Source organism: Mesorhizobium sp. M1A.F.Ca.ET.072.01.1.1, from assembly GCF_004023325.1.
In the GTDB taxonomy this organism is placed as follows: Bacteria; Pseudomonadota; Alphaproteobacteria; order Rhizobiales; family Rhizobiaceae; genus Mesorhizobium.
The window spans coordinates 1-19808 of the sequence record NZ_RZSF01000047.1 but is presented as its reverse complement, the minus strand read 5'-3'; the positions used below and the strand labels follow the sequence as shown (position 1 = coordinate 19808).

The following is a 19808-nucleotide window of genomic DNA, read 5'->3' as shown; positions in this document are numbered from 1 at the left end:
CCAGTCACAACAAAGCTTACCCCTCGCGCGTCCCGCACCACTCCGCCGCGAACAACGCAATCGTCTTGGTGACACGACGGATAGAGGAGAGGCTCACTCGCTCGTTAATACCATGAATATTCTCCGCAATGGGCCCATAAACAAGGGACGGAATTTTACCGTGAACTGCGAAAACAGCAGCATCTAGGTAACACGCCATCGCGATGGACTTTAAGTTTGCGTTCTCATTATTCAAAGCGTGAGCGGTGCGGAGGCAGGCCTCCGCACTTGTTCCTTCCGGCAGCTCGTAGCCGCCGTGCATGCAGCCGATCCACTCCAGAGTGACGAGCCCCTCACCTGACAACACAGGATCGGCGGCACGAATTTCGTCAAGGAAGTTTTCAAATTGATCGGCGCGATGCCTGGGATCGTCACCAGGATAGAAGCCAATCCTTCCTTCGACGGAGCAATCGCTAGGAATGGAAGCGATCCAGTCTCCGCCGGTTATCGTTCCGAACGTCAAAGCGACCGGATTTGGAAGATCCTTGAACCACTCCTTCGTGCGCCCTTCCTCGATCCATCGGCGCTCCAACTCCCGCAAATGCCCGACTAGCCGGATGATCAACTCGATGGCGCTCTGGCCTGCCTGCGGTTCGCGAGGATGAGCCGGACGACCCCTTGTCGACAGGCGAAACTTGATCACACCAGCATTTGCCCGTACGAGCTGCTCGTCAGTTGGTTCCGGACTGAGTATCGCGTCAGCGACGTAACCATTGACGAAGGCGGTGGCGGCGCCGTTTCCGGTGATCTCTTCTTCAACAACCGACTGGATTTGCACGTCACTGCAGAGTTGCAACCCAGCGTCGGAAATAGCGTCGAGGGCAAAAATGGAAGCAACGAGGCCCGCCTTCATATCGCCGGCGCCTCGACCGTACAACCAGTCTCCCTCGCGCACTGGCGTGAATGGCGGGCAACTCCAGCGGTGTAGGCTTGCCGCCGGGACGACGTCTACATGCGAGTTAAAAGCCAGCGACCGGCCGGCCCTATCGTCTGCGTACCGGCATCCCACCACGTTCCAACTCGCGCTATAATCGACAGTAGCGGGCGAGAACGCGGGGTGGCTTCCAACTCTTTCCGCGTCGGTCCGGAAGCGGCTCACGGCGTAGCCCCGCTTTTTCAGCGCGGCCTCGATGAAGTCCTGCGCTTCAGTCTCCTGAGTGCGTAACGAGCGAAAGCGGATAAGCTCTTCAAGAAAATGGATCTGGTTTTCGAAGTTTCGGTCAACTGCGGCGAAAATGCGATCATGCACAGAGGTCATTGCATTGAATCCAGTCAATCGTTCATCACTTTTGCGGCGATCAGCTTGTTACGATCCGCTTGGCACCACGATGCAGTCCTGTGGAAAGAAAGTTATTGAGACTTCCTGGCCAGCCCGCTCAAAGCTCTGCCCGATGTACTTCTCAGTGACAGTAAGCAGCTGACCGCCCGGGATTTCGACCAGCAAATGAAGATCGGCCCCAAGGTGCGCTACATCACGGATCGTGCCGCGCATCTGGTTCATCGGAGCGTCGCCAGACGATTGAATATCAGCACCAATTCGAATGCGTTCGGGCCGTACGCAGACATCAAACGCACCCAGGTTCGGGCTGCTCTCAGGCATCCGAACGAACATTCGAATGCCGCCGGCAGCCTTCAGTTCAGCCACTCCGTTCGTGCTGTTGCGGAGTTCCCCCGTGAACCAATTGGAGCGGCCAATGAACTCGGCGACGAAACGCGTCTTTGGATCGGCATAGATTTCTGTCGGCGCCCCTTGCTGCATGATCTTTCCCGCGCTCATAACAATGACGCTATCGCCTAGACTCATGGCCTCCTCCTGGTCATGAGTGACGACGATGGTGGTAGCGTTCACCGCGGAGAGAATCGCTTTCAACTCAAACCGCAATTCGTGACGGAGTTTCGCGTCGAGGGCCGACAGAGGTTCGTCGAGCAGAACCACCTCAGGGTTTGTAGCCAATGCGCGGGCAAGCGCCACGCGTTGTTGCTGACCGCCACTTAATTGGTTGGGCCGCCGGTCGTCAAAACCCTTCAACTTGACCAAGGCCAACATCTCAGCGACTCGATCAGGTATCTTTCCCTTATCAAAATTCCGCCGCCTCAGCCCGTACGAGACGTTTTCGGCAACCGTCATATGCGGAAATAAGGCGTAGTCCTGGAAGAGGAGACCAACATTGCGTTCGTAAGGCCTGCGGCCTTTCATATCGACACCGGAGAACAGTACAGCGCCCTCGTTTGCGTCCTCAAACCCGGAAATCAACCGCAAAGTCGTTGTCTTGCCGCATCCGCTGGGACCGAGCAGCGATAGAATCTGCCCCTTCTCGACGGTGAACGAGACGTCTTCGACAGCAACGAAGGCTCCGTAGCGCTTGGTGGCATGTGAAAGTTCAAGGACACGCATTACAAAGATTGACTCCCTATGACCTGAAAACACCCTTACCGATCAAACGGTCGAGGCCGATCGTCCAATCCAGGATGAGGATGAGGGTGAAGGTAAATATCATCAGCACGACCGCAGCCGCAGCAATCGTCAGATCAAAGTTCGTCCGCATCATGCTCACCATCGCGACCGGCAATGTGTACGAGTCTGGCGAAGTAAGAAATAAACTGACGGCTACGTCGTCCATGGAGAAGGCGAAGGCAAAGACCGCGCCCGCAACAATGCCGGTTCGCGCGAGCGGAAAGGTAACATCCCAGAACGCCTGGCGTTCGTTGGCGCCAAGGCTCATGGCGGCCTCGGTCAGGGTCTTCCGGATTCCCACTAAACCTGCGAGCGTCGTGCGGACTGTATACGGGAACGTGATTATGATGTGCCCGCCGACCAAACGCGTAAAGCCGTCAGAGATGCCGATCATAGCGAAAAACAGCAGGAGCGCGAAGCCGATCACCACGGCAGGTACAACGAGCGGCGAGATAAAGAGCGATTCGAGCGCTTGTTTCCCCGGACCACTGTAGCGATCAAGGGCCAGAGCAGCGCTGACGCCGGCCGTTGTCGAGACCACTGTTGCGATCACTGCCAGAAGAAGGCTGGTCGAGAGGCCGCGCAGGTAGTAAGCGTCCGAGAAGAAACTCACATACCAACGAACAGAAAATTGCGAGGGTGGGAATCCACCCATATATTCGCGCCCATCGAACGACATTCCAATCATTACGACGATTGGTACAACGAGAAATACCAGCAAAACCGCAACGTTGATGACGCTTAGCCAATCTGCGGCGTTATCGATGTAGCGCTTCACGATGATCGCCCCCGATCTTGATTGGAAAAGCCCTTCGCCACCAGCCACGTGATCCCGTAGATCGCAATCAATGCGATGATAAGCATCGTGATCGCGACGGCGGATCCGCTTGGGTAATCCGCAATCTCGCTAAAACGGGCGTATATTAGATTGGAAACGAACAGCACTTTGCCTTTCCCGAGAACCATCGGGATAACAAATGCGCTGAGGCATAGCGTGAAGCAGATGAGGAATGCCGATAGCAATCCTGGCACACAGAGCGGCAAGGTGATCGAAAGATGCGATCGTAACCGGGACGCGCCGAGTACCTGCGACGCCTCAATCAGCCGCGGGTTGAGATTCTGGATAGTTCCCAGCAATGTAATGACCGAAATCGGTATCAGGTAGTGAAGAAGACCAAAAACGACAATCAATTCGGTATAGAAGCGACTGTTTGGTGATACATTAAGTACGCCTGCTAGGAAGTGAGCATACCCGGTTGAACCGAATGTCAGCTGCAGGGCATAGACGCGCACTAACGTACTCAAAAACATCATCCCAATGAAGAAGCCGATGGCAAGTTTCCGCAACCAGGGCGAACGTTGCCTTGCCACTGAGTAAGCGATCGGGAAGGATACCACTATGGCGATAAGTGAAGATAGGACGCCGAACCTGAATGTCTCTGCAAAATACCTAAGATAGGCTGGCTCCAAGATTTCAGCGTAGTTAAGCAGAGTGTAGGGGGCATCTTTGGCGGAACCGATCCGGCCAGGCTCGAAGAACCGGAAGCTCTCGTCGACAACGTTGGCGAGCGGCAAGGCGAGAAAGGCCAGAAAAAGTGCGAATCCGGGCAACAGCAGCAGCACGGTTCGTTTTGTCGTCGACATTGGCGGTTCCAGAAGGAAATACACAACAAGCACGCCGGGCGCAATCTACGCCCGGCCCAGCTCGATAGCTCAACATATTCTCGGTGCGATGTTACAGAAGCGGAACAATCTCCTGCTCCCAGCGCTTGTTCCAGCTATCAAGTTCCTTGCCGAGGTGGTCGAAGTCTGGGACAACGACGAATTCCTCGACCTCCTCAGGAGAGAAACGAAGGTGATCTAGGGATTTGGTCTCGGCCTTCTTGTTGACAGGCACTTCGCCGACTTCCTTGGAATAGCGCTCGCTCGCATCCTTACTGATCATGTAATTCGCCAAGTCAAACGCCAGCTTTTTGTTCTTCGAACTCTTTAGGACTACCCAACCAGACACGTACATGAAGGTTTTTAGGTCCTTGTTCGTCTTGGTCAACGGGAATGCTTTCACCCCCTTGATCGCTGAGTATAGCCCTTGGTCGGCGAAAGTCACCGTCGTTTCACCGGTATCGAGCGAGGTGATGATGTCCGCAGTGGTCGCCGACACACGACCGATATTGCCGGACTTCGCGAGTTCCTTGAGGAACTCCCATCCGGGCTCCAGATTGAACTGGTCGCCACCTCTGGCCATCGCCAGGAACACGACCTGCATGTTCGTGAATAGCGAGGGATTAGGCCAGAGAATCTGCCCTTTCAACTCCGGCTTCAACAAATCCTGGATGGACTTGATTTCAATGGGGCATTTTTCCGTGGAGAGGAAAAACCCACCACTCGATCCGCGAGGAATAGCTTTCCAGTTACCGTTTGCGTCCTTGGGGATCAGCTTTTCGGGAACGTCCGCCAGGTTGGGGCAGTCTTTGAGGGTGACCGTCTCCAACCAGTCTTCACGGATCATCGAAAGGAAAACAGGGCTCCAGTTGTCGACTAGATCATAAGGCGGATTAGGCCATGCTGCCTTGATCTTTGGCAGGATGGTAGCGCCTCCGCCAGCATGCAGCGTCCAGTCGACGGAAGCCTTACCCCATTCTGCCGCAATCGCCTTCGAGTGGCTGATAACCGGCGGTCCCCACTCGACAACGGAAAGCGTGTCGGCGGCACGCGCCTTTCCAACAAACGGTGCTGGCAGTTGTGTGACTGCTAGCGCCGCGCCGCCAGCGACGCCGGTCTTGATAAAGTCCCGTCTTGAGAATTTCGACATTTGATTCCTCCCTATCTGGCGATCCAACAGTCCGCCCTTGCGGTTCCCCAGGCTGCCTGCGTATTTTTGTTTTTGAACTAGCGCAGCGCAATCTATATACAGCTATAATGCAGCTTGGAGGGATGTGTCAAGGCAGATTGCGGTGCGGGGTTGCGTGCACGCGGACGATGCCAGAGAAAGACGGAGTTAATGGAAGCCATGAATAAACCTGATAAGCCAAGTGCCGATCAACGCCTGCGATATATGTATGAGAGCATTCGGCAGCGAATCGGCATGCTGCACTATCCGCCCGGTATGATGATCAATGAGATGCAACTGGCGAACGAGTTCGGTGTCAGTCGGACGCCACTGCGGCGGGTTCTCCAGCAGCTCAGTTATGAAGGGCTTGTTGAGATCCGGAACGGGGTCGGCACGCGCGTCACCGACATCGACATGAAGACATTCAAAGACATTTATGATCTGCGGATCCTTCTTGCAGAGACCATGGGATCGTTATCCCCTAACTGGGTCACGGACAGGCATCGCAAGAAGCTTGATGAAATGATTGAGAGAGCCAGGGACCTGCGCGAAAAGAAGAACATCGATGGCTATGCGAACCTCTCCAACGACTTGGAAGCATTGATCTGCGATCTGATCGGGAGCAAGCCGGCGCGCGAGATGACGGACCTGCTCTACTATCAAGTCGCCCGGATCTGGTGCAGTTTCTTGCCGAATCTCGATTGGGACGGCGTGATAGGGGAAACCTTGGAAGAACTGAAAGGCTTATCAGACGCGCTTGCCTCAAGTGACGTCGGCACGTTTGGCAAAGTGAGGGCGACGTACCTGCGCTTGATGCTGAAGAAGGTTAGCCGCTATATCTCAAGCGACTAACTCCGGGCTGGGCCGAGCGATCCCGCGGCCGAGCAGGGCAACAGTGGCATAGCGAAACAGCTGCCTCGCGAGTGGCTGGAACGCCTGGTCAGAGGTTTTGCGGCAGATCGCTCCGTTAGCGCAACCAGCAGCGGGAGCGGCGAGGTCAAGCGATCACTCGGCAGTCCATCCGCCGTCGATCGAAAGAGCGCCGGCGTCTGAACAAAGGAACAGTGTGGCCGCCGCCACCTGATCTACGGTGATAAACTGCTTCGTCGGTTGCTTTCTGAGCATCACCTCGCGGATCACAGCCTCGCGATCCATGTTGTGACCTTTCATTTGATCTGGGATCTGAGCCTCGACCAAGGAAGTCAACACATAACCCGGGCAAATGGCATTGCAAGTAATACCTGCTGTCGCAAATTTCGAGAGCCACTGTCTTCGTCATCCCCAAAACGCCATGCTTCGCCGCGACATACGCCGACTTAAACGGCGAGGCGACTAAGCCGTGTGCGGACGCGATGTTCACAATACGGCCCCAGCCGTGCTTTCTCATCAGCGGGATTGCCGCCGAGGTGGTGTGGAACGCTGCGCTCAGGTTGATCGCGATGACCGCATCCCACATCTCAGGCGGGAAACTCTTCAACCGGCGCGACGTGTTGGATGCCAGCATTGTTCACGAGTACATCCACCGACCCAAATCTCTCTGCTGCCATCGCCACACCTCCGCAGAATGCTCCTTCGCGATGCTCTCAGCGATCGCGTGATCGTGCGGGGCGTCGCAAAAAGAGTTCACAACCACTCTCCATCGTTCTGCGGCGAACGCTTTGGCGATTGCAAGGCCGATCCCTGAGTTCGATCCGGTGACAACAGCGGTCTTCTTGCGTGACATAATGGCTTCCTATCTGAAAGAGCTACTAGAGGTTAGCTGTATCAGGGTGGGCGCCGAATGCGTTCGGCGGCGCCGGGATTGCGCAGACAGCCGCATGTGAGAAAACCGTGACAAGGAAACGGTACCCACTCTACGGGCTTCAAACCGCCTCCTTTACCGCCCGCAGGAACTGCTGCGTACGCTCCCGCTTCGGATTGCCGAATAGCTCTTCGGGCGTGCCCTGCTCCTCGATCCGCCCACCATAGAAGAAGCATACGCGGTCGGAGATGTCCTTGGCAAAACCCATCTGATGGGTGACCATGAGCATTGTGAGATTGTGCTCTGCCACGAGCTTACGGATCACGTTCGTGACCTCGCCGATCACCTCCGGGTCAAGAGCTGAGGTTACCTCGTCGAACAGCATCACCTTCGGCCGCATGGCGAGCGCGCGCGCGATTGCCACGCGCTGCTGCTGACCACCAGAGAGGCAGGAAGGATGCTGGTGGCGCTTGTCGACCATGCCCACCATCGCTAGCAGTTGCTCCGAGCGCTCACGCGCCTCCTTTTTGGACAAGCCGAGTACGTTCACCGGACCTTCCATGCAGTTTTCCAGAGCAGTCATGTGCGGAAAGAGATTGAAATGCTGAAAGCACATCCCGATGTTCGAGCGCATCTTGCGCAGGTGGCGGCTGTTAGCGGCGACAAGTCCGATGCCTTTGGGCATGTGGGTCAGCGGCCGGCCGTCGATGTAGATGACCCCTCCATCGATAGTCTCCAGCGTCATCAGCATTCTCAGGACGGTCGTTTTTCCTGAGCCGGACGGCCCAATGATCGTGACCATTTCGCCTTCGGCGACATCGAGGTCCAAGGAATCCAGGACCGTCAGACTACCGTAGGATTTGGAAACCTGCCGAAAACTCACCATCGGCACGTGGTCGCCTTGGAGCGCGAGCGGAAAGGTCAACAGATCTTCGGTGGTCATCAGTTCATCCCCAGCTTTCTGCGCATCCAGCTCTCGAACACGCGAAAGCCGCTGGCAGCGGGCAGTGAAATGCCCAAAAAGATGATCCCGACCAGCGTGTATGGTTCGAGGAACCGATAAGTCTCAGCGCCGACGGAGTTCGCTGCGTGCATAAGTTCGGCCACTCCGATTACCGACAGGATTGGCGTGTCCTTGAAGATACCGACCAAATAGTTTCCCATGCCGGCAAGGGAGGGAGGCAGTGCTTGCGGAACTATGACTCGAAAATAGGTTCGCGAGGTCGACAGGTTGAGCGAGATTGCCGCCTCCCACTGGCCTTTTGGCACGCTGTCTAGCCCGCCGCGATAGACCTCTGAAAGGTAAGATGCGTAATGCAGGCCAATGGCAATCATGCCGGCCATCCAAGGTGAAAGCCTCACCCCGAATTGTGGCGCCACATAGAAGACGAAGAAGACCTGCAGTACGAGTGGCGTCGAGCGGATAAACTCCACAATTTCTCGCACGATCATCGTCAACGCCCGGTAAGGGGTTCGCTGTGCCAGCGCTAACACAAGACCGAGGACGATGGCGATGGCATAGCCCAGCCCGGCCGCAATGAGGGTGTTACCGGTGGCCAGCAGCAAGCGGGGCAGAATTTCCCAGGTAAAGTCCCATCGCCAGTTCAACACTGTCACGCCCTGCCCATCTTACGTTTCATGTTACCTTCCAACCATCGCATGGAGGGAGTGATGATGAAGCGTGCGACAATATAGTAGACGGTGAGAGCGGTACCGAAACTTTGGGCTGACAGGTAGGTCGTAGCGTTGATTTGCTTGGCCTGAAACGTCAAATCGGCGACGGCGATGAGCGCGACCAAGGCAGTGCCTTTCAAGAGCTCGATCAGCAGATTGCCCCAAGGCGGCAGCATTATTAGTAAGGCTTGCGGCAGAATAACACGTTGCATGCGCTTGGCCGGAGACATGTTGAGCGCAAGCGCAGCTTCCCATTGGCCACGTGGTACTGAAAGGATCGCGCCGCGCACCACCTCTGACCCGTAGGCGCCGAGATTCATGCCGACGGCGACGAATCCGGCGGTAAATTTTTCGAGCGTAATACCGAAGAGCGGCAGCACAAAGAAAATCCAATAGAGCTGGACAAGCAGCGAGGTGCCGCGGAATATTTCTATGTAGAGGGTGGCGATTCCGCGGACCAGCGGATTTGGTGACATTCGCATCAGTCCGGCCGCGACCGCGATCGCGATCGCTAAGATCGCAGCCAGGATGGTCAGCATCATGGAAACCAAGGTGCCGCTAAGAATCCTGTCCCCATATTTCGCGATGAATTCGAAATAGGACATGCCGTGGTCTTTGCCCAGTTTGGAGAAAATACACCTGCAGATATAGGGCCAGCGAAGCTCGGCCCGCCACCCTATGATCTATCGGTTCGCGCAGATCCATTCGGTCTTTGCATCGCCGGGCAGCCAGTCCTTGTTGTAGCCGTATTTTGCGACCGCGGTCAGCATCTCCTCCGAGCCCACATATTCCTTCAGTGCCTTATTGAACTCGTCTACGAAATCCTGATCCGCCTTAGTGAAGGCGAGGGCGCCCCAATTGAACGTGTTTTTCGGCATCGCCGCGGAATTGGTTGCCTCAAGCTTGCCGCCGCTGCTATCGGCCAGTTGTTTCACCATAACCGGAGTACCTGCCCCGACATCTGCACGCTCGGCCTGCATGGCAGCAAGAATTTCGGTGGGTCCTGGCACCTCCATGATTTTCGCCGCGTCCACGCCTGAAGCCTTTGCGTTCGCAATGTTGGCATAGCCAGCTCCAGTGACCATGATGGCGCCGGCGTCACGAATGTTTTCATAATTGAGGAGCCGTTTCGGGTTACCCGCGGGAACGAGGAAAGCGTCTCCCATCCGATAGATCGGCTCGGAGAACGCGACGTTCGAGCAGCGCGACGCCAGGATGAACATGCCCCCGGTAATGATGTCGAAACGCCCCGCATTCAAACCGGGTATGAGGCCGCCCCACTCTGTCTCGACCGGCTCGATCTTTGCATAGCCCATCTTTTTGAGGACAGCGAGCGTGATGTCGTTAACCCAGCCCGTAGGCTTTCCGTCCTCCGCCGTATACGCCGATGGCACTTCATTGGAGTACCCGATACGAATAGGCTGGCCCGAAGCGATGCGGTCTTTCAGTGGACCGGCTGCTGATGACGAGTTAGCCATCCCGAAAAGCGCAATGCCCGCCACAAAACCCGTTATCATCATCTTCATTTGAATCCTCCCCTGTGCGCGGAACCCCTCGCGGAGCACGCTAGCTGCACCAACACCTGACAATGTAACCAGGCATGTTTCCTAAATGGCAACACTGCTTAACCTGCATCAAAATCAGAAGCGACTGATCCATATCCACTACCCATCCCGTGGCCATCCGCCACGAGAGGAGACAATGTATCCTGCGGCTTGCACCAGCCGAGACTGCTCCAATCCGAGCATTCGAAAATATCCTGGTGCGGGCGCCCTTCCCTGAGGCCAAAAGACGCAAGCCTCCCCCGTAAATGTCTACCGGTCTCGCCATTTGGGTAGGCTTTGCACCCGCAGTGAACAATCATCTATTTCCCGGCAGACATGTCGATTGCTACCGGAAGCATCAAGATGGCCAAGGATGACTTCGGCTCTGTAGACGCGCTCGTCAACAGCGGTTCGTCTCTGGTTTCCTATGGCAGTTCTTGCGGGGCCATCGATCCACCGTATGTTTACCGATTGACGAACATGTCTCGCGAGAGGCTACTGAACGATCTCGCGCCGTCCTTGCCCACATGGACTGTCTCGCTGAAGATATAGCCATCCGTTTTCTCCCAAATCCCAATCAGCATATGGAAGGTCATATTCTCCTGGATTTCGGTCTCATCGCCTTCAAGAAAGCTCGGTCCGCCGTCCACCCAGTCGAGCCCTATTGAGTAACCCATCCGGGACTCTTTACGGACACCATAGGGTCCGAAGGCGCGTCGAAAAGCTTGCTCTACATCTGTGCTTCTTACACCCGGCCGCAATGTTTCAAATGCAGCGTGCCATCCGTCAAAACACGCTTGATGGACGTGGCGCGATCGAGCTGTAGGCTCACCTAGAAAGATGCTGCGAGACACAGCAGCGACGTACCGATGACGGAAGGCGCCCATCTCGAAATTGGTTTGGGTGTTCATCTTATAGGCGCCATCGCCCCATTTGCTGTGGCACATATTTGCCGGCCAGCCGATGGCCATGTTCGGCATTGAGATGGGACCATGGCCGCCTGGTATCTCAGGCGTTCCGCTTGTAAGCGCATGCTGAACTGCTGCCGCGACATCACATTCGCGGACTCCTACCGCGATGTGTTTCTTAGCCTCCAGCATCGCCCGGTCAGCGATTTTGCCAGCCTGCTCCATATATTTTATTTCAGCTGGCGATTTGATCGCCTTCAAGCTCGAGACCAATCCGTCCGCATCGATGAACTCATCCACGCCCAAGGTCTTGCTTAGAACAGCATATTCTTTCACGCCCAGCGTTCGGGTCATCACCCCCGAAATCTCAAGCCCGATGCGGTTGGATTTGACACGTTCTCGGACATACTCCCCAATAGGCTGCCATGCGGACAGTGTCTTCGATCCGATGAACTTTTCCGCATAGCTGAGAATTCGCGATTCTGGCAGGTATGCCTCGACAGAGGCACCGTGAATATCCAACTCCCGCATTATGAGCCAGGGATCCTCATCATCCTGCAGAACCAGAGCGGCCTGCGGCACATAGGCTGAATAGCCCGCATAACCGGTCAGGTAGTTTAAGTTGGCTTCTTCAAGGACAAGTAGCGCATCCATTCCACGCGCTGCCATTTTGCGTCGAAGGCCGGCGACCCGAGCGCGATATTCTTCCGTTGTGAATGCAGGCATCACAATGTCCCACTGTTATTCGCAGTTTTGAGAATGCGCTGGTCGGACCCTGAACGTCATGTGCCAGCGCGATAGCCGCTTTCCTACGTCGTACCGTACACAGCAACCGGATCCCCGAGGCGGTCTTCCAAGACCTCCTGGCCGAGGCCCGGCTTGTCCGACGCCGTTACGGTCGCTCCGCGTTCGATCAAAATAGGCGCATCGGTTAGTGGTTCGAAATTCACGCTCAATGGATCGAACACCGAGTGTCGAAGCTCCTGAGGCACTGACTGTGCAAAATGGAAGATCGCAGCTTGGACAATACCACCTCCACCGACATCCTGGAGGCTCATGGGCAGTCCTGCGGTAACGCACATATCACGGGCGCGACGCGCCTTCGTCAGGCCCCCGACGCGAGAAATCTTTATGTTCAGCAGATCGGCGGCGTCGTCGCAGATGATCCTCATCACCATTTCGGGTGAATCAACAATCTCGTCGAGAATTATCGGATGGTCCGTCCGCTGCCTGACCGCGAGGCATTCTTCATACGTCGCGCACGGCTGCTCGATGTAGACATCAAGATCTCGGATCTGGCGAAGCACACGAAGTGCTTGATCACGCGTCCAACCGCGATTGCAATCCGCATAATACTCTTCGCCCGGCTTTGCCAGTGTGAGGATGCCACGCAGTCTGGCGACGTCCTCGGCTACGTCGCCACCCAGTTTCACGGAAAGCCGCCGATAACCCTGCGCCCGAAGCTCTTCTGTCAAAGCCAACATTTCTTCCTGTGACCCGAAATACGGACAGGCCATCAGGTCAAGGCCTCCATCGAACCTTCCGCCCAAGAGCTCGCAAAGTGGCATTCCTGTGGCCCTACCGAGAATGTCCCAGCAAGCCATATCGAGTGGCGACTTGGCGTATGGGTGGCCATAGAGAGTGTTATCCATTAGATGATTGATGCGATCGAGCTGAAGGGGGGTCTCGCCAATCAAATGCGGAGCAAGCACACCGATCGCAGCAACCGCACCCTTACCAAACGCGGGCAAGTAATTTGCCCCGACCGTCTGGACTTCACCCCACCCCACGAGGCCTGCATCGGTCTCGATTTTAACCATCGTGTTGTCAAAGGACGTCCAAGTCCTGCCTCGCGATAGGCTGTAGCCCTGAGGAAACGGCGCTACGACTTCGTAGACCGATATGCGATTGATTTTCATTAGGCGCCTATTCCTCTCCACTTGGCCTGGCAGACGCCTTCTGACGCAGATCGCGAGAAACAAGGCGCCGACGGCTCCGCTTAAGACAGTAAGGAGCACGTGACCTGTATACAGGTATGATGCAGCTTCCGAAATATGATGTCAAGAAAAGTTTCCGAGTCGTATGGCGAACCCGGGGGATGGACCACGGCCTTGGAAATGAAAGCTCTGCGCTCCCGAGACAAGGCAGAGCTAAGCGTTTGAGCGCACAGACGCATCCAGAATGTCCAGACCCCGTTGAAGCGCCTGTTTATCGATGGTTAACGGGGGGAGCAGTTTGATAACCTCGTCCTCTGCGCCGCATCGTTCTACCACAAGGCCGCCTTCAAAGGCGCTGCGGGCGATCTTCTCGGCAAGTTTCCCGGCGTGGCAATCAAGCCCTAACATCATGCCCCGTCCACGCACGGAAAAGTTGTGATCTTCGGTGCTTTGAGCCAAATCCCGCAGGCGGTCGCTCAGGATGCGCGCTCTTTCCGTTACATCGTTGGACAGCTTTTCATTTATCCAATGCTTTCGAAGGGCGGCGGTTGCCATTACCAGCGCAAGGTTGTTGCCTCTGAAAGTTCCATTGTGTTCGCCCGGCCGCCAAGCATCTAGTTCAGGTTTGAGGAGCAAAAGAGAGAGCGGCAGCCCGCAGCCGCTAAGCGACTTGGACAACAAAACCATGTCTGGCCTCAATTCAGCAAACTCGAAGCTGAAGAACCCGCCTGTTCGTCCGCAACCTGCCTGAATGTCGTCAATAATCAGAAGGATGCCGTATTTTCTGCAAAGTTGCTCGATCGACTCAAGCCAACCTCTACTAGCAGGACGTATGCCGCCCTCACCTTGGACTGTCTCCAAAATAACGGCTGCGGGCAGATCGACGCCACTGCTTGCATCAGCGAGCACTCTATCTAGATAGCCCGATGTGTCGTTATCGGTTCCCCAATAGCCGTCATAAGGCATGAATACTACGCCAGCTGGAGGAAGGCCGCTTACATCTCTGTAATACCGGTTACCCGTTACCGAAAGGGCGCCCAAACTTACCCCATGAAAGCCGTTGGTAAAGGAAATTATACTGTTCCGTCCAGTGACCTTGCGTGCGAGCTTCAAAGCGGCTTCTACGGCGTTGGCGCCAGTAGGTCCTGGAAATTGAAATCTATAGGCCAGACCACGGGGGCGCAATATAATGTCGTCAAAACACTCCATAAACTCTCTTTTGGCTGAGGTAGCCATGTCCAAGCCGTGAACGATTCCTCCGGATTTCAGGTATTTAATGGCATCATTTAGGAAGTCGGGATCGTTGTGGCCGTAGTTAAGAGTTCCCGCTCCCGAGAGAAAGTCGACAAATTCCCGACCCTCCTCGTCCTCCAGAATAGCCCCGGCAGCTTTCCTGAACACTACAGGAAATGATCGCGAATACGATCGGACGTTCGACTCGAGATTTTCGAAAACGACTAGAGAGTTGAGGTGATTCTGTATCAACATCATCTTTATCCATTGCCCGTAACGACGCGCATCTTCGCCGCGTCGCAGAAGGCCTTTAACATATTAATCTCTCGCATCTCCGTTATTTTTATTTGCATTATGCTTACGCGAGCGTTACAAATGTTCAACATCTGAAAACTCCATGTAACGTTTTCACTTAATAGATCTGTCCAATACGCGGATCAACGCCCTCATTCCAAAAAGCGCGCGCTCACCGGCCGACAAGCCCGTGAGCCGAGCCATTCCGCTGGCGGGATTGCACCGCTATCTCTGCGATTGGACGCCCCATCAGCAAATTGAGCAGCTAGGAACATCATAAAGTCGACCGCCTATTGTCGACTTTGTCGAGGTCGCGACACAGCAGCGCCCGACCATCCTTGTGATATAGTTAGCTTAAGCCATTGAATAACATGGATGACCCGCCGCAAAAAATCGCTCTGTGGTATTGGCACAACTTTTGAAGGACGAGTATTGACATAGGCAGGTCCTTCTAGGGTCTGTTGAGATTCAGGTCAGGCCGCGCCGAAAATGGTGGGTTCCGAGAACCGAAGCGGAGCGTATTTACAGTACGTGAGCACCGGAAGCGCAGGAAGCCGCCGTTTGCAGGCCGGCCTCACCTGAATATCAACAGACCCTAGAGCAGCATCACGAGCGCCACAATTTTTTGAGGGTTTATATCCATGCTCCGCACACTTCCAGACGAACCGGATCCCACCAAAGTCAATCGGTATGAGATCGTTGGCGCCGATGTCTCAGAGGCAACGATGTTTCGTGGCGACGTGTTGGTATCGTCGTTATCTGAAACACCGCGCTTCATAAGTTCCATGTACTACTATGATGATATCGGATTTGCGCTCTACGACCGCCTCTGTCGGGAGGACTCATATTATTTGTCTCGTGATGAGCGGAGCATACTTCATACGCATGCAAGGACAATCGCGGATATCACAGGCCATGTTGCTCTTGTCGAGTTAGGATCTGGAAATGCGGAGAAGACCACCCTACTGATGGACGCTTACGCGGAGGCCTTCGGTCCAATTTCTTACGCTGCCATCGACATCAATCGCTCTATGTTGGAGAGGGCATTTGAAAACATTTTATCAGCGACAACGGATGTGCACTTCACAGGGATCCTCGGAACCTACAAGACCGGCCTGGAACAAGCTGCCGCCCTCACCGGTCCAAAACTTTTGATCTCTCTCGGGGCCTCGATCGGAAATTTGTATGATGATGAATTGCATGACCTCCTCGGGTCGGTCCAGGCCTGTTTACAGGACGGCGACTATTTCTTATTCGGTATAGATTTAGAGAAGGAATCCGGTACCTTGGAGGCGGCCTATAACAATCAGAGCGCAGTTTTAGCAAACCTGTGTGTTCTTCGGCACCTAAATTGGCGATTTGGTGGAGACTTCGATCTATTGAAGTTTCGACATATCGCATTTCATAATAAGCGCCTGTATCGCATGGAGGGCCATCTAGAGGCGATGCAGGACCAGTTGATCAATCTTGAAAAACTGAAATTTTCCTTTCATCTAAAGGAAGGCGAGCTGATTCGGACGGAAATCATGCGAAAAGTGTATCTTCCGCACTTTCATGGAATGTTCGCTAAGTATGGATTGGCACCGGTGCAGCACTGGACCGGGGAAAACCAGAGATACGCAGTGTCGCTTTTACAACGTTTCGACAAAGTGGCCACTTCCGACTCGCAGGCACCCGATACTATCTCGCATGGCGGATCTTGATGCAACAATCTAAGGTTAAGAAGCGTCTACTAGCAGGTGGTTTCCAATGGTAGGCGGCTGCAGGTTGAAGTTTCCCGCTAGCGATCGCGATGCTCATCCCACCGTTGGTTGTTGGGGTCAACGGTTCACCTTCATGGGTCCATTCGTCCCGTCACTCGGCTCGGCAGATCAAAACGAGATGGGTTTCCAGCAGCCCTCTCCTGGAACCAATCAGGCCCGTTCGTTCGATAGTATGGCCAGGGAGAATAGCGATGACTATATGTCAGACCGAACGTTTGATCCTCACTTCTGCGCGACCCGAACATGAAGCGGAATTGATCAAGCTGCACAACGATCCGCTGGTTCAGAAGTTAAACTACAGAAATGTGCCGCAGACGGCCGAAGCGGTGCACAAGTGGCTCGGCTGGTTATTGGCGCAGTGGCGCAAGAACGGATTTGGCTACTGGATGGTCTATGAAAAGCTCGATGGTGATCCGGTTTTTATCGGGCGCTGTGGCCTCTGCGACTACCAGGACACTGGTGATCTCGAATTTGCCTGGGTATTTTTTCAAGATAAGGTGGGACGGGGTCTGGGACCGGAGGCTGCGCACTTCACAATTGCGCATGCATTGCATAACTCGACGAAAGAAAAGATCATTGGGTTTATTGAGCAAGGCAACGCCCGAGCCGAGAGCGCGGCCAAGAAGATAGGGTTGCGTTATAGAGGAGACCGATTGTATGAAGGAAAGCTATGCCGATACTATGAAATGACCCGGGACCAATATTTATCCCGACCTCGCATCGAGCAGGATCGATGCGAGTGAACTGGATTTGCGGCTTACGTGGGGACGATCGCGCTGGTGTTTGGTCATTCCGACGGGGTGACGTCGCTCAAGGTCTACTGCACCCGACCGGACGGCCAGTGGCGGCACTGCGCCCGCGGCCCGGCATAGAACCGGATCAAGATGCACAAGAGCCAGCTTGCCTCCGACCGCACCTCCTGCCGCTCGCCGAGCGCTAATCAGGTTCGCCTCGTCCTGCACACCGCCGCATTCTGGCTGATGCTCGCCCTGCGCGACGCGGTGCCGAAGTCCCATCAGCTCTCCAATGCCGTGTTCGCCACTTTGCGGCTCAGCCTCGCCCGCGTCACCGAAACTGTCTCGCGCATCCGTCTGGCCCTGGCCGCCGCTTGTCCCGAGGCCGATTTGTTCCGCCGTCTCGCCGGCGCCCTCGAGCCGGCCGCACCGTGAGCGCCGGGCGCCAACGCCCCGCGGAACCCGACAAACTCAGCAGGCCCGTTCTCGTCAGGTCAAGGCTGTGGCGCAGTTCATCGCTGGAAGAGATGAAAACCAGCCGGACACCATCCTTGAAGTTAAATGAAACTTCATGCGCATGCCTAGGGCGCTGCCCCCCCCGCCGGCCTTCCCCACTTGGCCATCGTCATTGTTGGCGTTATCCAACGCGCCCTTCCGGCTCGGCCGCCCTGCGTTGAATTCTATTCCGGCTCGTGCGTGGCTTGACCTGAGGCTGGTCAAGGCGGTGGACACGCATCTCCATGCCGACCACATCACCGGCCTTGGCGTGCTGCGCGACAAGACGCAGTGCATCACGGTGATGGGCGAGCAGACCAAGGCCGACGTGGTGTCGATGCGGCTTGCCGACGGCGACAGGCTGACCATCGAGGGGCTGGCGCTCGACGTCGTCTACACGCCCGGCCACACCGACGATTCCTACAGCTTCGTCCTACCCGACCGGGTGTTCAGCGGCGACACACTGCTGATCCGCGGCACCGGCCGCACCGACTTCCCGAATGGCGATGCGCGGCACCAGTATGAGTCGATCTTCGGCCGCCTGCTCAGGCTGCCGGACCCCACGCTGGTCTACCCGGCGCATGACTACAAGGGCGATACTGTCTCGACCATAGGCGAGGAGAAGGCCTTCAACCCGCGCCTGCAGGTGAAGTCAGTGGACGAATATGTCGAGATCATGAATAGTTTGAAGCTCGCCAATCCGAAGATGATGGATGTCGCCGTGCCCGCTAACATGAAGGTCGGGCTGCACCAGGACGAGATCGCGCGGCGCGGCTGGGCGACCAATGCCAACGAAGCCTTGGTATTGGCCGGCAAGCCGGATGTCGCGCTGATCGACCTGCGCGAGCGCTCCGAGCGCGAACGCCAGGGCATCATTCCGGGGGCGCTGCATGTGCCTTACCCGAGGCTGCAAGAAAACATCGCTCCCGGCGGCGTGTTGCACGAGCTCGTCCGTTCGACCGGCAAGCAGCTTGTGCTTTACTGCGCCTTCGGCGAGCGTTCGGCCATGGCGGTGCAGGCCGCCCAGGATCAGGGCCTCACATCAGCCTGCCACATCGAGGGCGGAATCGACGCCTGGAAGAGGGCGAATGGACCATTGGTAAGGTAGCTCCGCCCTCTCCCACGATAAGAAAGAAAGTGGGCCTCGTCAGAAATCCATGCCGCCGCCGCCTGGCATCGGCGGGGCGGGAATTTCCTTCTTCGGCTTCTCGGCCACCATCGCCTCGGTGGTGACGAGCAGGCCGGCTACGGAAGCGGCGTCCTGCAGCGCCGTGCGAACGACCTTGGCGGGATCGATCACGCCTTGGCCGAAGAGGTCGCCATACTCGCCGGTCTGGGCGTTCCAGCCATAGCCGAACTCAGGCTTCTCGCGAACCCTGCCCACGATAATGGAGCCTTCCGCCCCGCTGTTTTCGGCGATTTGGCGAGCGGGAGCTTCGATGGCGCGCTGCACGATCTCGACACCGGTCCTCTGGTCGGGGTTGTCGAGAACGACATGGTCGAGCGCCCTTGCTGCCCTCAGTAGTGCAACGCCGCCACCCGGCAAGACACCTTCCTCGACCGCCGCGCGAGTGGCGTGCAGCGCGTCGTCGACGCGGTCCTTACGCTCCTTGACCTCGACTTCGGTCGATCCGCCGACACGGATCACCGCGACGCCGCCGGCGAGTTTGGCCAGGCGCTCCTGCAGCTTCTCGCGGTCATAGTCGGACGTGGTGTCCTCGATCTGCGCCCTAATTTGAGCAACGCGGCCGTTGATTTCGTCCTTATGGCCGGCACCGTCGACAATGGTGGTGTTTTCCTTCTCTATCTCCACCTTGCGAGCGCGGCCGAGCATTTCCAGCGTAACATTCTCGAGCTTGACGCCGAGATCCTCACTGATGGCCGTGCCGCCGGTGAGGATGGCGATATCCTCCAGCATCGCCTTGCGGCGGTCACCGAAGCCCGGAGCCTTGACGGCGGCGACCTTCAGGCCGCCCCGCAGCTTATTGACGACCAGCGTGGCCAGAGCCTCGCCCTCGACATCCTCGGCGATGATCAGCAGGGGCTTGCCCGACTGGACCACGGCCTCCAGAACCGGCAGCAGCGCCTGCAGGTTGGAAAGCTTCTTCTCGTGGATCAGCACATAGGGCTCTTCGAGCTCGACGCGCATCCTGTCCTGGTT

Annotated in this window: 16 protein-coding genes and 3 pseudogenes; 5 read left to right on the top strand and 14 right to left on the bottom strand. The window is 56.2% G+C overall.

The window, feature by feature from the left end:
- Positions 1 to 16: 16 nt before the first annotated feature.
- From EOA32_RS09820 to EOA32_RS09800, 5 genes are all read right to left on the bottom strand, one after another.
- Positions 17 to 1297: an ArgE/DapE family deacylase gene (locus tag EOA32_RS09820; RefSeq protein WP_245499226.1), complete on the bottom strand. Its 1281-nt coding sequence runs from the start codon at positions 1295 to 1297 to the stop codon at positions 17 to 19.
- Between the two features lie 48 nt (positions 1298 to 1345).
- Positions 1346 to 2434, bottom strand: a complete 1089-nt coding sequence (locus EOA32_RS09815; protein ID WP_128371625.1) for an ABC transporter ATP-binding protein — start codon at positions 2432 to 2434, stop codon at positions 1346 to 1348.
- A gap of 16 nt (positions 2435 to 2450) precedes the next feature.
- A complete protein-coding gene (locus EOA32_RS09810) occupies positions 2451 to 3272 on the bottom strand; it encodes an ABC transporter permease (RefSeq protein ID WP_108703049.1) in 822 nt (273 codons plus the stop codon).
- A complete protein-coding gene (locus EOA32_RS09805; protein WP_128371624.1) occupies positions 3269 to 4138 on the bottom strand; it encodes an ABC transporter permease in 870 nt (289 codons plus the stop codon). Before EOA32_RS09805 ends, EOA32_RS09810 begins: the two co-directional genes overlap by 4 nt.
- A 91-nt stretch (positions 4139 to 4229) precedes the next feature.
- On the bottom strand, positions 4230 to 5306 hold the full coding sequence (locus EOA32_RS09800) for a substrate-binding domain-containing protein (protein ID WP_050070893.1): 1077 nt from the start codon (positions 5304 to 5306) through the stop codon (positions 4230 to 4232).
- Positions 5307 to 5495: 189 nt separating this feature from the next.
- On the opposite strand from EOA32_RS09800, the gene EOA32_RS09795 reads away from it, so the two are divergent.
- The gene (locus EOA32_RS09795) at positions 5496 to 6176 is read left to right on the top strand and encodes a GntR family transcriptional regulator (protein ID WP_128371623.1); all 681 of its coding nucleotides are present in this window, start codon (positions 5496 to 5498) and stop codon (positions 6174 to 6176) included.
- 153 nt (positions 6177 to 6329) lie between these two features.
- Here the strand turns inward: EOA32_RS09795 and EOA32_RS09790 are convergent.
- From EOA32_RS09790 to ectB, 8 genes and pseudogenes are all read right to left on the bottom strand, one after another.
- Positions 6330 to 7047: pseudogene (locus tag EOA32_RS09790) on the bottom strand (3-hydroxybutyrate dehydrogenase).
- Positions 7048 to 7186: 139 nt separating this feature from the next.
- A complete protein-coding gene (gene ehuA, locus EOA32_RS09785; RefSeq protein ID WP_042646625.1) occupies positions 7187 to 8008 on the bottom strand; it encodes an ectoine/hydroxyectoine ABC transporter ATP-binding protein EhuA in 822 nt (273 codons plus the stop codon).
- Positions 8008 to 8673, bottom strand: a complete 666-nt coding sequence (gene ehuD, locus EOA32_RS09780; protein ID WP_210214824.1) for an ectoine/hydroxyectoine ABC transporter permease subunit EhuD — start codon at positions 8671 to 8673, stop codon at positions 8008 to 8010. Before ehuD ends, ehuA begins: the two co-directional genes overlap by 1 nt.
- A gap of 5 nt (positions 8674 to 8678) precedes the next feature.
- A complete protein-coding gene (gene ehuC, locus EOA32_RS09775; protein WP_128371622.1) occupies positions 8679 to 9344 on the bottom strand; it encodes an ectoine/hydroxyectoine ABC transporter permease subunit EhuC in 666 nt (221 codons plus the stop codon).
- A gap of 78 nt (positions 9345 to 9422) precedes the next feature.
- Positions 9423 to 10265: an ectoine/hydroxyectoine ABC transporter substrate-binding protein EhuB gene (gene ehuB / locus EOA32_RS09770; RefSeq protein ID WP_128371621.1), complete on the bottom strand. Its 843-nt coding sequence runs from the start codon at positions 10263 to 10265 to the stop codon at positions 9423 to 9425.
- Between the two features lie 482 nt (positions 10266 to 10747).
- Entirely contained in the window at positions 10748 to 11917 is a 1170-nt protein-coding gene (locus EOA32_RS09765) for a Xaa-Pro peptidase family protein (RefSeq protein ID WP_128371620.1), read from the bottom strand.
- 83 nt (positions 11918 to 12000) lie between these two features.
- Entirely contained in the window at positions 12001 to 13110 is a 1110-nt protein-coding gene (locus tag EOA32_RS09760) for a mandelate racemase/muconate lactonizing enzyme family protein (protein ID WP_128371619.1), read from the bottom strand.
- Positions 13111 to 13341: 231 nt separating this feature from the next.
- Positions 13342 to 14616, bottom strand: a complete 1275-nt coding sequence (gene ectB / locus EOA32_RS09755; RefSeq protein ID WP_128371618.1) for a diaminobutyrate--2-oxoglutarate transaminase — start codon at positions 14614 to 14616, stop codon at positions 13342 to 13344.
- A gap of 680 nt (positions 14617 to 15296) precedes the next feature.
- On the opposite strand from ectB, the gene EOA32_RS09750 reads away from it, so the two are divergent.
- The 4 genes and pseudogenes from EOA32_RS09750 to EOA32_RS09735 form a co-directional block, all read left to right on the top strand.
- A complete protein-coding gene (locus EOA32_RS09750; protein ID WP_128371617.1) occupies positions 15297 to 16358 on the top strand; it encodes an L-histidine N(alpha)-methyltransferase in 1062 nt (353 codons plus the stop codon).
- Positions 16359 to 16447: 89 nt separating this feature from the next.
- Positions 16448 to 17161 carry a GNAT family N-acetyltransferase gene (locus tag EOA32_RS09745; RefSeq protein ID WP_128371616.1) on the top strand — a complete coding sequence of 238 codons (714 nt, stop codon included), beginning with the start codon at positions 16448 to 16450 and terminating at the stop codon, positions 17159 to 17161.
- A 105-nt stretch (positions 17162 to 17266) separates the two neighbouring features.
- Positions 17267 to 17587: pseudogene (locus tag EOA32_RS09740) on the top strand (transposase); the annotation flags it as partial.
- Between the two features lie 265 nt (positions 17588 to 17852).
- Positions 17853 to 18755, top strand: a pseudogene (locus EOA32_RS09735) (rhodanese-like domain-containing protein); the annotation flags it as partial.
- A 39-nt stretch (positions 18756 to 18794) separates the two neighbouring features.
- Here the strand turns inward: EOA32_RS09735 and groEL are convergent.
- Positions 18795 to 19808 (bottom strand): chaperonin GroEL (groEL, locus tag EOA32_RS09730; protein ID WP_128371614.1); only part of this gene is annotated, 1014 nt, incomplete at its 5' end.